Source organism: Pseudomonas sp. B21-010, from assembly GCF_024749325.1.
Classification (GTDB): Bacteria; Pseudomonadota; Gammaproteobacteria; order Pseudomonadales; family Pseudomonadaceae; genus Aquipseudomonas; species Aquipseudomonas kilonensis.
Window position 1 is genome coordinate 1324607 of sequence record NZ_CP087198.1, and the last position, 13115, is coordinate 1337721.

Genomic DNA, 13115 nt, shown 5'->3' on the forward strand with positions numbered 1-13115 from the left:
GGCATGACCTCCCAGCGCACCCGTGAACGACTGATCCAGCGTCTCTACGAAGAAGGCCTCTCCAACGCCCAGGTGTTGGAAGTCATTCGCCGCACGCCGCGCCATCTGTTCGTCGATGAAGCCCTGGCCCATCGCGCCTATGAAGACACGGCGTTGCCGATCGGCCACAACCAGACCATTTCCCAGCCATACATGGTGGCCCGCATGAGCGAGCTGCTGCTGGAGGCGGGGCCGCTGGACAAGGTGATGGAGATCGGTACCGGCTCGGGTTACCAGACGGCGGTGTTGTCGCAACTGGTCGAGCGGGTGTTTTCCGTAGAGCGGATCAAGGTACTGCAGGATCGCGCCAAGGAACGCCTGGTTGAGTTGAACCTGCGCAACGTGGTGTTTCGCTGGGGAGATGGCTGGGAGGGGTGGCCGGCCCTGGCGCCGTACAACGGCATCATCGTGACCGCGGTGGCCACCGATGTACCCCAGGCCCTGCTGGATCAGCTTGCTCCCGGCGGGCGACTGGTCATTCCGGTGGGCGCCGGTGAAGTCCAGCAACTGATGCTGATCGTGCGTGAAGAACATGGTTTTTCACGACACGTCCTGGGGGCGGTGCGGTTCGTGCCGTTACTCAATGGGCCGTTGGCCTGAGCATTTATATACAGACGCTGAATTCCGTGGCCCGGCCTGTGTCTTACAGCGGCACCGATTTGCTGAACAGAGTCCAACGGCGTCGAGCAAACGTGTGCGACGACACATTGCGCTTCATTAATAGAGGCGCAGTCGTTGCCAGCTATATTTATATGAGTTCTGCCTGGACAGGCAGTTTCCAATTTTTCTGCCACCACAAAGGGAGCGGCGGGTGAGTCTCACAGTCATTGCGCAGCGTATGGGTATCACGAGCTTTCAGCGCCTGGTGACTGGCCTTGTCTTGAGCACTTTGCTGGTCGGATGTTCCAGTACGCCGTCGAGTAATGTCCGGGTTGTGGATCGCAACAGTGCAACACCTCAACGTCCTACAGTAACGACCGGCCAATATGTAGTCCGTCGTGGCGACACGCTGTTTTCCATCGCTTTCCGCTACGGCTGGGACTACAAAGCCCTCGCGGCGCGCAACAACATTCCTGCGCCTTATACGATTCACCCCGGTCAGACGATTCGCTTCGATGGCCGTAACGGTTCAACGCCTACCGCGGTGGTTACGCAGTCGGGTTCGACGCCTTCTTCGTCGAGTAAAACCACGGTCATTCGCCGGCCGACGGGGGCTGAAACGGCGACAGTACCGTCCGTCGCGAGCAAATCGCCCCCCGCTCCGATGCCTCCGGCAGGCCCCGCCCCGACAGGCTGGGGATGGCCTTCTAATGGCGTTCTCATTGGAAAATTCTCTTCAAACGGTAGTTTGAATAAAGGAATTGATATCGCCGGGGATTTGGGACAGCCTGTTTTAGCCGCGTCTGATGGCACGGTTGTGTACGCCGGGAGTGGTTTAAGGGGCTACGGCGAACTCGTGATCATCAAACACAGCGATACCTACGTCAGTGCCTACGGTCACAACCGCAGGCTGTTGGTTCGGGAGGGGCAGCAGGTCAAAGTCGGACAGACAATTGCCGAAATGGGATCAACGGGAACAGACCGGGTGAAACTGCATTTTGAGATTCGCCGACAAGGTAAACCAGTCGATCCGCTGCAATTCCTGCCACGGCGTTGATTTGATTGTCAGCCTGTTCCGTCACGTAGAGGGAACAGGCTCCAGCGTTGCCAAGGATAAAGGCGTCGCTTGAGCTTGAGGTCGAACTCACCAAAGGACTATAACAATGGCTCTCAGTAAAGAAGTGCCGGAGTTTGACATCGACGATGAGGTTCTCCTTATGGAGACCGGCATCGCTATGGATTCGATGTCGAATGATGAAGGGGCGACTCCACCTTCCGTTCGTGCCAAATCCAAACACTCCGCTTCACTTAAACAACATAAGTACATCGATTACACCCGGGCGCTGGACGCCACTCAGCTGTACCTCAACGAAATCGGTTTTTCGCCACTGCTCTCCCCCGAGGAAGAAGTTCATTTTGCGCGGCTGTCGCAAAGTGGCGACCCGGCCGGCCGAAAACGCATGATTGAAAGCAACCTGCGCCTGGTGGTGAAAATCGCCCGACGCTATGTCAATCGCGGGCTTTCGCTGCTGGATTTGATCGAAGAGGGCAATCTGGGGTTGATTCGCGCCGTCGAGAAATTCGACCCCGAGCGAGGCTTCCGTTTCTCGACCTACGCGACCTGGTGGATTCGCCAGACCATCGAACGGGCGATCATGAACCAGACCCGGACGATCCGGTTACCGATTCATGTGGTCAAGGAGCTGAACGTCTACCTGCGGGCCGCCCGCGAGTTGACCCAGAAACTCGACCATGAACCTTCACCCGAAGAAATCGCCAACCTGCTGGAAAAACCGGTAGGAGAGGTCAAGCGCATGCTTGGGCTCAACGAGCGTGTCTCTTCGGTAGACGTCTCGCTGGGGCCGGACTCGGATAAGACCCTGCTGGATACCCTGACTGACGATCGTCCGACCGATCCGTGCGAGTTGCTCCAGGACGATGACTTGTCCCAGAGCATTGACCAGTGGCTTTCGGAACTTACGGACAAGCAACGGGAAGTGGTGATTCGCCGCTTCGGCTTGCGCGGTCATGAAAGCAGCACGCTTGAAGATGTGGGCCTGGAGATTGGTTTGACCCGTGAGCGGGTGAGGCAGATCCAGGTTGAAGGTCTCAAGCGTCTGCGAGAGATCCTGGAGAAGAACGGCTTGTCGAGCGAGTCGTTGTTTCAATAATACCAAGGCAAGTGCAGCAGAAACGCCCTGACTGGTTGTGATGCTGTTTACTTGGAAAAAACGGTGCTTCTTTCAGGAATGGGAAGTGCCGTTTTTTTTGGCTTGGGCTTGGGTTTGGGTTCGGGTTTGGGTGTATATCCGTTGCTGCGGTTACGGCCACTAATGGTTCCGCTCTTACAGCGGGTCACTTTTGGAAGAGCGCCAAAAGTAACCAAAAGCGCTTTGCCCCACCACTCGGTGCCTCGCTCAGGCTCGGCATGCCCTCACTCCGGCATTGCTCCGTGGGCCGCCGCGAAGGGCCATCCATGGCCCAGCGCGGCTATCCCGGCATCCATGCCGGGATGCCCACTCCACAATGCCTGCGTTCGGCCAGCGTGGTTTAACGGGGCGCCGAGATCAAAAGCCAGGGCGAGGCGGCCTGATAGCCGACCTGGTTCTGGGTGGGACCGCGTTTCCCCTGTGGGAGCGAGCTTGCTCGCGATGAGGCCAGCAAACCCAACATCCATGTGACTGAACCACCGTCATCGCGAGCAAGCTCGCTCCCACAATCAATCTTCAGCGGACACAAAACTCATATCCAACACAGACCTCCTGTGGGAGCGCGGTGCCACTAGGAACCAGGTCGGCTATCAGGCCGCCTCGCCCTGGCTTTTGATCTGGGCGCCCCGTTAAACCACGCTGGCCGAACGCAGGTATTGCGCAGTGGGCACCTCGGCATGGATGCCGAGGTAGCCGCGCTGGGCCATGGATGGCCCTTCGCGGCGGCCCACGGAGCAATGCCGGAGTGAGGGCACACCGAGCCTAGGCGAGGTGCCGAGTGGTGGGGCAAAGCGTTTTTGGTTACTTTTGGCGCTCTTCCAAAAGTGACCCGCTGTAAGAGCGGAACCATTAGTGGCCGCTACCGCAGAAACGGATATACACACCACCCCTGTAATCCCCGCTCGTAAAACTATAGAGCATCACGACTGGTTCGAATCTTCTGCGTATCTGAAGAATCGCTTTTCCAGCCGAGATCCATTTGTAGGTTCAGCTTGTAAGCCTTTGCCTAGTATTACGTAAGCGATCAGTTCCTCATCGGCGCGACAGACCGCTATAAACACCGTGATCTTTTTGTATTCATCTGATTTATAACGAAAATTTATTGATTAACGTAGCGTTACAGAGCAAGCCGCCTGTATCAGCCGCGTTGCACTCGCCTGGGAAAATACTAATATCAGTCCTGTGTCGACGGACAGACACACCCGTCAAGGATGATGGGAAGGAAGGACATCGCAGGACGCGATTCATCAGGATGATGAAAAGGATTAAAGGGATTAGGGAAAAAATGTGGGCGGGTCAAACCGCCCCTTTTTTTTGCCTGCGATTTCTTGATCCGAAAAAGCAAAAAGGCCCGCAAGGGGCCTTTTCGACGAACACAGGGATGATCAGCGTTCGAGGTCTGCGATCTTGCCTTCCTTGCCATCCCACTCTTCGGCGTCCGGCAGCGCATCTTTCTTCTCGGTAATGTTCGGCCAGATGTCCGCCAGTTCAGCGTTCAGCTCGATGAAATTCTCCATGCCAGCCGGCACTTCGTCTTCCGAGAAAATGGCATTCGCCGGGCATTCCGGCTCACACAGGGCGCAGTCGATGCACTCATCCGGGTGAATGACCAGGAAGTTCGGGCCTTCGTAGAAGCAGTCCACCGGACAGACTTCTACGCAATCGGTGTACTTGCACTTGATGCAGTTGTCGGTGACGACGAAGGTCATTTCTAATTCTCTCCTCAGGCGGCGGCAGCGAAGCCCCTTCACGGTAGGGTCGCCAGGTTTGGGAGCGATAGTCTGCGAACCAGGCTAATAGTCCGCAGCATCCCAAACCGCGCGCGATTCTAACAGCTTGAAAGCCTGTGTGTTAGATCCGTGTCTTCAATGTATAGAGTAAATCCAGTGCCCGACGAGGTGTCAGGTCGTCCAGATCGAGCTTGGCCAGTTCATCGAGTACCGGATGCGGCAGGCTGGCGAACAGGTCGCTTTGCTGCGGTGCGGCCGGTTTGCCTTTGGTTGGGCGCGGCGCTTCGTGGGGCAGGCTGGTGGTTTCCAGGCGGCTCAGGTGCTCGCGGGCACGGGTAATGACTTCACTTGGCACGCCAGCCAGTTGCGCCACCGCCAAGCCGTAGCTCTGGCTGGCCGGGCCGGGCAGCACGTGGTGCAGGAAGACGATGCGCTCGTTGTGCTCGGTGGCATTGAGGTGAACGTTCGCCACCAAAGGCTGGCTTTCCGGCAATACGGTGAGTTCGAAATAATGGGTGGCAAACAGCGTGTAGGCCCGCAGGTGCGCCAGGCGCTCGGCCGCTGCCCAGGCCAAGGACAAGCCGTCGAAGGTGCTGGTGCCGCGTCCGACTTCGTCCATCAGCACCAGGCTGCGTTCGGTGGCGTTGTGCAGGATGTTCGCGGTTTCGCTCATTTCCACCATGAACGTCGAACGTCCACCGGCCAGGTCGTCGCTGGAACCGATGCGGGTGAAGATCCGGTCCACCAGGGACAATTCGCAACTGGCCGCCGGGACGAAGCTGCCAATGTGGGCCAGCAGCACGATCAACGCGGTTTGGCGCATGTAGGTGGATTTACCGCCCATGTTCGGGCCGGTGATCACCAGCATGCGGGTGTTGTCGTCCAGGCTCAGGTCGTTGGCCACGAACGGCGTGGTCAGTACTTGCTCGACCACCGGGTGACGGCCCTGGCTGATGCGCATGCACGGCTCGCTGACGAAACGTGGGCAGTTGAGGTCCAGGTTCAGCGCGCGTTCGGCCAAGTTGCTCAGCACGTCCAGTTCCGCCAAGGCACCGGCGGTGTCCTGCAACGGCGGCAGTTGACTAATCAGGTCTTCGAGCAACGCTTCATAGAGCATCTTTTCCCGGGCCAGGGCGCGGCTCTTGGCCGACAGCGCCTTGTCTTCGAACGCCTTGAGTTCCGGGGTGATGAACCGCTCGGCACCCTTGAGGGTCTGGCGGCGAACATAATCGGCCGGGGCCTGTTCGGCCTGCTTGCTTGGCAATTCGATGAAATAACCGTGGATGCGGTTGTAGCCGACCTTGAGGTTGGCCAGGCCCGTACGGGCTTTTTCCCGGGCTTCGAGGTCGATCAGGAACTGGCCGGCGTTCTCGCTCAGCGCTTGCAGCTCGTCGAGTTCGGCGTCGTAGCCGGTTTTCAGCACGCCACCGTCACGGATCACCGCCGGTGGGTTGTCGATAATGGCTTTTTCCAGCAGCGCGGCCAGCTCCGGGTAGGTGCTGGTGGTGCGCGCCAGTTGCTGCAGGTGCGGTGCTTCGAGGTCGGTCATCGCCACTTGCAGTTGGGGCAATGCGCCAAGGGCATCGCGCAAGCGCGCCAGGTCGCGGGGACGGGCGTTGCGCAAACCGATGCGGGCGAGGATCCGCTCGATGTCACCGATTTCCTTGAGCTGCGGTTGCAATTGTTCGAAGCGATAACGATCGAGCAGGCAAGTAATGGAGGTTTGACGCGCCAGCAGCACGGTCAGGTCCCGCAGCGGACGATTCAACCAGCGGGTCAGCAACCGGCTGCCCATGGCGGTCTGGCAGCGATCGACCACCGATTGCAGGGTGTTGTCGCGCCCGCCGGCCAGGTTGGTGTCCAGCTCCAGGTTGCGGCGGCTCGCGCCGTCCAGCACCACGGTGTCATCCAGGCGTTCGTGCCGCAGGCTGCGCAAGTGGGGCAGGGCGGTGCGCTGGGTTTCCTTGGCGTAGGCCAGCAGGCAACCGGCAGCGCCGATGGCCAGGGTCAGGTTCTCGCAACCGAAGCCCTTGAGGTCCTGGGTGGAAAACTGCTGGCAGAGACTTTTCAGCGCCGAATCACGCTCAAAATCCCACGGCGCCCGACGACGCACGCCACGGCGTTTTTCTGCCGGCAGGTCTTTGGGCCAGTCATCTGGGATCAACAATTCCACCGGATTGACCCGCTCCAGCTCCGCCAGCAGGTTTTCCCAGCCCTTGATTTCCAGCACCGAGAAGTTGCCGCTGGTGATGTCCAGCACCGCCAGGCCGAACAGGCGTTCATCGCCCAGTACTGCGGCGATCAGGTTGTCCCGGCGTTCATCCAGCAAGGCTTCGTCACTGACCGTACCCGGGGTGATGATCCGCACGACTTGGCGTTCCACCGGGCCCTTGCTGGTGGCCGGGTCGCCGACTTGTTCGCAGATCACCACGGATTCGCCGAGCTTGACCAGCTTCGCCAGGTAACCTTCTGCTGCGTGGTAAGGAATCCCACACATCGGAATGGCCATGCCCGCCGATTGCCCACGCGCGGTCAGGGTGATGTCCAATAGCTTGGCGGCCTTCTTTGCGTCCTCGTAGAAGATTTCGTAGAAGTCGCCCATGCGGTAGAACATCAGCTGGTCGGGGTGCTGGTTCTTCAGGCGCCAGTATTGCTGCATCATCGGCGTGTGGCTGGAGAGGTCGTTCACGGCTGTATTCATGGGTGTCAGGCAAGCTCGTTGAAAGGTGTGGGGCAAAAGGAGGGGCATTGGCCCGGCTTTTCCGCGATGGGCGCAAGGTTAACATGGGTGGTCGGGGGGGACCCAGGCGTGAGTGGTTTTTGGGGTGGGGTGTATATCCGTTATTTAGGTAATGGCTGCTGACGGTTCCGCTCTTACAGCGGCTCACTTTTGAGAAGCCCGGGAGCCGGCCCAGTCAAAAGTAAGCAAAACGCTCATGCCCCACCACTAGGTGCCTCGCCTAGGCTCGGCATGCCTGAACGAAGGCATTGCTCCGTGGGCCGCCGCGAAGGGCCATCCATGGCCCAGCGCGGCTAACCCGGCATCCATGCCGGGTTGCCCACTGCGCAATACCTTCGTTCAGCCAGCGTGGTTAACGGGGCGCCGAGATCAACGTCCACGCCGAGGCGGCCTGGTAGCCGACCTGGTTCTTGATGGGACCGCGTTTCCCCTGTGGGAGCGGGCTTGTTCGCGAAGGCGGCCTGACAGCCGACCTGGCTCTCCCGGTCGTACACCCATCATATCTGTGGGAGCAAAGCTTGCTCGCGAGGCGGCCTTACAGCCGGCCTGTCTCTCCGGCTGTACCCGATCAAATTGTGGGAGCGAGCTTGCTCGCGATGACGGCAGCCAATACAACCTAGTTGTAACTGAACTACCGCTATCGCGAGCAAGCTCGCTCCCACAGTGATTGCTTGGGCTTCTCTTAGGTCTCGGCTTGCATCATGGATGCCTACCTCGGTTCAACCACATCCAACGCCCGATTCGCCAGCAACTGGCTCAGCTCGATCATCTGTTGAACCCCCAGCAAGATATTCCGCCGCGAGCCCTTCAGGTCGAATGCCAGGTCGCTGACCATGGCGTTGGCCGAGGCCAGGGTTTCGCTGAGGTTGGCGAGCAGGCATTCGGCGTCGATGTTGGGGGCGATGATGAAAAGGGTGTCGGGTGTGTCGCAGGTTTCTTTGTCGGCTTTCGGCTTGAGGTAATAGTCCAGGGCGCGAGTGGCCGCGTCGTCGAGTTTCTTGGCGTTGGCCAATTGGCTGCGGGAGACGTGATCGTCTGGAGGATTTGGTGTGTTCTTCGGCATTCTATGGATCCTTGAAGTTGAGCCACCACTCACTCGCGACTAAACGAGGGGTGGCAGCTGTACGCAGGTTAGTCGACCGGGGATCCAAGGAACCGGCGCGCCCGAGGGCGCCCTGCGCACAACTACCATCAAGTGCAGGAATAGAAGTACCTGACTGAATGGAGCAATGAGCACCTTGGAATACCGAGCGACTAAACCCGATCACTGATGGGCAGTGACAGGATCAAAAGTACCGATGGGCCCCAAGGCGCACAAGCCGGCGGATTCTGGCGTAGTTGTAGGCAGAGGCGCAAGAAAACGTAGCCTTGCGTCACACATTTGAAGGACGCGATTGGAGTCTTTTCTTATGGACCTGTAGGGCAAATTCCGGGTGGGGGAGTTTGGCTTTTGTAGGAGCTGGCGAAGCCTGCGATCTTTTGATCTTTCGCTTGAGATTCAAGTGTCTGGGGAAAGATCGCAGCCTCGTTGCACTCGACAGCTCCTACACATTGCATATTTATGCAAAACAGCATTTGTCTTCTGCGAAAAGAACAAGCACTATGCGCGTTATGCAAAAACGCAACGTTTCTACCGTATTAAGAGCATTGCTCGATCAGCACGGGATCTCCCCCACGGAGCTTCACCGGCGTACCGGCGTGCCTCAGTCCACCCTCTCGCGGATCCTCAGCGGCAAGATCGTCGATCCTTCGGATAAACACATCTCGAAGATCGCCGAATACTTCGCCGTGAGCACCGACCAGTTGCGCGGGCGCGCGGACGTTGTGCCCGTCGGCAATGCCCGCCGCGATGAGCCGCATTCCGAACTCAAGGACATAAGCCTGTGGGACGACGAAACACCCGTCGAAGAAGACGAAGTGTCGGTCCCTTTTCTGCGCGAGGTTGAATTGGCTGCTGGATCAGGAAGATTCGTCATCGAGGAAAGCGAGCGCTCCAGTTTGCGCTTCGGCAAGCGCAGCCTGCGTCACAACGGTGTGCAGTTCGACCAGGCCAAGTGCGTGACGGTGCGCGGCAACAGTATGTTGCCGGTGCTGCGCGACGGCGCCACGGTTGGGGTGAATGCGGGCAAGTGTGGGATCGGCGACATCGTCGACGGTGACCTTTACGCCATCAATCACAACGGCCAATTGCGGGTGAAGCAGCTTTATCGGCTGCCCACCGGCATCCGCCTGCGCAGCTTCAACCGTGATGAGCATCCGGACGAGGACTACACCTTCCAGGAAATGCAGGACGAGCAAATCGTCATCCTCGGCCACGTCTTCTGGTGGGGCATGTACGCCCGTTAACCCCTCCGCTGTCAGATAAAACCCGCCGCCATGCGGGTTTTTTTTCGCCTCCTGAAAACCCGCTAACCCCGTATTTACGAGGCTCCATGCATTTTCGCATTCCGCATGCATAAATAAATGCATTTACGCATTGACTGTATATGCATCCATGCATATTCTGTGTCCAAGCCGCTCGACAAAGCAGCTGGCAACGAAGCTCTTTAGTTCCACCAACAGGCAGCGATGAACCGGCCTTAACGGTTCAGAGGGTTGGCAACTGACCCGGGTGTGCAGCGTAAAGCACCAGAAGCAGTTATCCGGCGGGCAGGGACCGCGGTCGGAAGAACAATTTGAATGGATCCGTACCGCGCCAGTCGCGCCGAAAGATCAAGCGCATTACTGAAAAGCCTGGGCGACCGGGCTTTTTGGAATGCCTCTGCCGCAAGACACTTCAAACCGCCGCCAATGGGAGGGCTTTCGATGCTGAAGGATTTCAGATGCGGTCACTGCCAAAGACTTCTGGCCCGCATAGGCGAGAACACCGAACTCCAGATCAAATGTGTCCGATGCGGGACGTTGAATCATGTGAAGGCCCTTGAGCCTCGAGTGAACGCCGGCGAGCGAACAGCGTGCGCAATAGACCCAGCACTTCGTACTCAATGACATCCATCGAGGTAAGAAAATGAAATTGCTCAAAACAATCCTACTGGCGACTGCGTTTCTGTCGTCCTTCGTATCCCTGAACGGTTGGGCTGATACGGCGATGTCGTGGAACCTGGCCCGGGACATGTACCTGATGACCGAAGCCGCACCGGCGGGTTCGCCCTGGTCCTTCATGCAAAACAAATCGGGGGTGAACGCCTCGGTCAACTACACGCTCTTTCCGTCGTTCCAGGCCGGGGTCTGTAATGGCAAGCCAACCACCTGCTGGCGCGACGATGCGACGGGCGCTTGGATCTCCATTCCAAATGAAAGCTTCACCTTCACCGGCTCGGGCACCAGTTTCGTGTTCAAGCAGGGCGATGTAGCCACGCATCCCGGCACCAACAGCCAGAGCATCTTCCGCTGGGCCAGTCCTGTCACCGGCAATATCAACGTGCTGGGCCGGGTCAATGACCTGCATAACGCTTGCGGGGATGGTGTTGGCTGGTCGCTCAACCTGGGTGACACGGTGCTCCAGTCCGGGAGCCTGGCAAACGGCGGCAGCACTACCTTCATGTTGAGCAACGTAGCAGTCACGCCGACGTCTTTGCTTTATCTGGTCATCGACAGGAAAGCCAATAACTCCTGCGACGCGACCAGTCTGGACATGCTCATTACTCGATAAGCGTGGCCATGCCTCACACAGGTCGAGCCTCTTTCACTCCATCCGATGAGGGCCGCGAGCCCCAACCATCGCCTTTGAGCGACATGACAGCGGAATTCTCCGCGGCCCATCATTCGACTCAATAGGTAAAAAAATGGAACCACAAAAAATCGGTACTCAGTTCGGCACTCGTGCCAATGGCGTGTTTTTCACGCCTGAGCAAAACACCACCGGCATGATCGTGCGCACGGCCACGATGCACTGTGGCGCTCTGTACGGAATTCTCAGCACCGGCACGAAGAAACCTACCGGTTATAGCGACAGCACTGTGCCTGTCATCCTTTCCTGCCGTGGCACCCAGCCCACCAGTACTGGCTTTGCAGGCGCGTCTGCAACGCTGCCGTTTCCAGTGATCATTCCAGCCGGACAAGGCCTGTGGTCAGAGATCACCTCCAGTTGGACTGACACCGCATTCGTCTACGTCACCTGGGATCCGCTTCCTGTCGCGTAAGCACCTGCCGTTGATAAATAGAGCCGCGCGGGGAAGCCCGCGCACCTTTTCCAGACCTCGCGCCATGGCGTCGTCTGCACTCAGAAACCCCATGGCCCCCAATCATCCATCACCCCCCAGGAAACGAGACATGACAAACGAGCAACAAGCGTTGCTGGACATGCCGATCTGGCTGGTCATCGTGCTCGCCCTGGTGGGCGGGGTGTCCGGCGAGATGTGGCGTGCAGACAAGGAGGGCGCCCGTGGCTGGTCGTTATTGCGGCGCCTGGCCTTGCGCTCCGGTGCCTGCGTGGTCTGCGGTGTATCGGCAACCATGCTTTTGTACGCCCTCGGCATGTCGATCTGGAGCGCCTGCGCCTTGGGTTGCCTGACCGCCATGGCCGGTGCCGATGTGGCGATCGGTCTTTACGAGCGCTGGGTCGCCAAGCGGCTCGGCGTTTGCGAAGTCCCTCCGCGGGACGTTCCTCCCGACCAGCAGTGAGTCGACAGCGCTGATCCATACAAAAGGAGGCGATCAATGCCTGCCCTTATCGAAAAACCGTCGCAGTTGTGCTCGGCCATTGCCCAGACGCTGCGCGCCATTTATCCGGCCTTGAAAGTCGGCAGCCCCCAGGATTTCGATGGCACCGACGACCAACCTTGGGTGCTGATTGCTCTTGAGCGTGATGCGCCCGGTAACCGCGCCAATGACGGGCGTATCGCCCATGTCCTGACGGTGTCCTTGCAAGTGGTCATGGCCGTTCCAGGATGGGATGCCTGCGATCTGGCCGGGGAGCTGAAACACCTGGTCATGGATAACCGCTGGGGTCTGTCGGGTGATCAATGCGACCTGCCCACGGAGCTCGATGGCCTGCCGTCCACGTTCATTAACCCGGCGCGGTCGTACACCGCCTGGACCCTTTCCTTCAACCAAACCCTGTACCTCGGCCCGACGCTGTTGGAGGACCCGCTGGGCATCCCGAAGTTTGCCCGTACCTGGGAAGTGTCGAACATCGACGACCCGGACCAATACACCGCACTCGAGGGCTGAGCCATGTTTGATGCGCTGTTACGGATGCATCTGGGGCCGATCATCGAGCGTCTGGCGCAGATGGAAACCGAGCTGGAAGACATGCATCGGCGGGCGGAGAGTTTCTGCCGCATCGGCGTCTGCCAGGAAGTCGACGCGGCCAGCAACACCTGCAAAGTCAGCCATGGCGGACTGCTGACCCCGGCGATCCGCTTTTTCAACCCGAGTGCCGGGGCCCAGAGCGAGTCGCGGATTCCGTCCGTAGGTGAGCAATGCCTGTTGCTCAACCATGGCGGCGGCGAGAGCGGCGGGCAGGCGGTGGCGTTGTTCGGCCTCAACGGTGGTCAGTTCCCCCCCGTCTCGACCCAGGCCTCGCTGACGCGGCGCCTCTATCAGGACGGTACGGAAAACGGCTACGACCATGCCAGCCATGTCCTGCACTGGCAAAACGGCCCGGCGGCGTTCAGCGGTTCTCGCGAATCCCTGCAGTTGAACATTGGCCCGTCGCGGCTGGCGATGACGCCCCAGGCCATCGAATTGCAAGTCGGCGCCGTCGGCATTCGGCTCGACGCTTCCGGCGTGCACCTGAGCGGCCCGGTGGTGGATCACCAGGGGCGCGTCATCAGTACCGCATAAGAGATTTCC

At 59.0% G+C, this 13115-nt stretch carries 14 protein-coding genes; 10 read left to right on the top strand and 4 right to left on the bottom strand.

Annotated features, from left to right (window positions below; all coding sequences use genetic code 11):
• Window positions 1-3 precede the first annotated feature (3 nt).
• The 3 genes from LOY50_RS05705 (at window position 4) to rpoS (ending at window position 2810) form a co-directional block, all read left to right on the top strand.
• Entirely contained in the window at window positions 4-639 is a 636-nt protein-coding gene (locus LOY50_RS05705) for a protein-L-isoaspartate(D-aspartate) O-methyltransferase (protein WP_170862085.1), read from the top strand.
• Window positions 640-850: 211 nt separating this feature from the next.
• Window positions 851-1696: a peptidoglycan DD-metalloendopeptidase family protein gene (locus tag LOY50_RS05710; protein WP_258690441.1), complete on the top strand. Its 846-nt coding sequence runs from the start codon at window positions 851-853 to the stop codon at window positions 1694-1696.
• 106 nt (window positions 1697-1802) lie between these two features.
• Entirely contained in the window at window positions 1803-2810 is a 1008-nt protein-coding gene (gene rpoS, locus LOY50_RS05715) for an RNA polymerase sigma factor RpoS (protein WP_003198289.1), read from the top strand.
• 1424 nt (window positions 2811-4234) lie between these two features.
• Here rpoS and fdxA read toward each other — a convergent pair.
• The 3 genes from fdxA to LOY50_RS05730 all read right to left on the bottom strand — a co-directional run bounded on the left by fdxA (window position 4235) and on the right by LOY50_RS05730 (window position 8382).
• Window positions 4235-4558, bottom strand: coding sequence for a ferredoxin FdxA (gene fdxA / locus LOY50_RS05720; RefSeq protein WP_014336809.1), 324 nt, complete (start codon window positions 4556-4558; stop codon window positions 4235-4237).
• Between the two features lie 142 nt (window positions 4559-4700).
• Window positions 4701-7268 carry a DNA mismatch repair protein MutS gene (mutS, locus tag LOY50_RS05725; protein WP_253471897.1) on the bottom strand — a complete coding sequence of 856 codons (2568 nt, stop codon included), beginning with the start codon at window positions 7266-7268 and terminating at the stop codon, window positions 4701-4703.
• Between the two features lie 760 nt (window positions 7269-8028).
• Window positions 8029-8382, bottom strand: a complete 354-nt coding sequence (locus LOY50_RS05730; protein ID WP_258690442.1) for a DUF6124 family protein — start codon at window positions 8380-8382, stop codon at window positions 8029-8031.
• Between the two features lie 548 nt (window positions 8383-8930).
• On the opposite strand from LOY50_RS05730, the gene LOY50_RS05735 reads away from it, so the two are divergent.
• Window positions 8931-9665, top strand: a complete 735-nt coding sequence (locus LOY50_RS05735; protein ID WP_028237204.1) for an XRE family transcriptional regulator — start codon at window positions 8931-8933, stop codon at window positions 9663-9665.
• A gap of 375 nt (window positions 9666-10040) precedes the next feature.
• Here the strand turns inward: LOY50_RS05735 and LOY50_RS05740 are convergent, their stop codons facing one another.
• Window positions 10041-10229: a hypothetical protein gene (locus LOY50_RS05740; protein ID WP_250886266.1), complete on the bottom strand. Its 189-nt coding sequence runs from the start codon at window positions 10227-10229 to the stop codon at window positions 10041-10043.
• Here LOY50_RS05740 and LOY50_RS05745 point away from each other — a divergent pair.
• The 6 genes from LOY50_RS05745 to LOY50_RS05770 all read left to right on the top strand — a co-directional run bounded on the left by LOY50_RS05745 (window position 10173) and on the right by LOY50_RS05770 (window position 13106).
• Window positions 10173-10307, top strand: a complete 135-nt coding sequence (locus tag LOY50_RS05745) for a Com family DNA-binding transcriptional regulator (RefSeq protein WP_253478418.1) — start codon at window positions 10173-10175, stop codon at window positions 10305-10307. The two genes, LOY50_RS05740 and LOY50_RS05745, sit on opposite strands and share 57 nt — an antisense overlap.
• A 19-nt stretch (window positions 10308-10326) precedes the next feature.
• Complete coding sequence (locus LOY50_RS05750; RefSeq protein WP_253471901.1) at window positions 10327-10971, top strand: hypothetical protein; 645 nt, start codon at window positions 10327-10329, stop codon at window positions 10969-10971.
• Between the two features lie 133 nt (window positions 10972-11104).
• A complete protein-coding gene (locus LOY50_RS05755) occupies window positions 11105-11461 on the top strand; it encodes a hypothetical protein (RefSeq protein ID WP_214511557.1) in 357 nt (118 codons plus the stop codon).
• A gap of 130 nt (window positions 11462-11591) precedes the next feature.
• On the top strand, window positions 11592-11942 hold the full coding sequence (locus tag LOY50_RS05760; RefSeq protein ID WP_003198302.1) for a phage holin family protein: 351 nt from the start codon (window positions 11592-11594) through the stop codon (window positions 11940-11942).
• A gap of 36 nt (window positions 11943-11978) precedes the next feature.
• A complete protein-coding gene (locus LOY50_RS05765) occupies window positions 11979-12491 on the top strand; it encodes a hypothetical protein (protein WP_258690443.1) in 513 nt (170 codons plus the stop codon).
• Window positions 12492-12494: 3 nt separating this feature from the next.
• Window positions 12495-13106 (top strand): phage baseplate assembly protein V, encoded by a 612-nt coding sequence (locus LOY50_RS05770; RefSeq protein ID WP_214511559.1) that lies wholly within the window; start codon window positions 12495-12497, stop codon window positions 13104-13106.
• Window positions 13107-13115 lie beyond the last annotated feature (9 nt).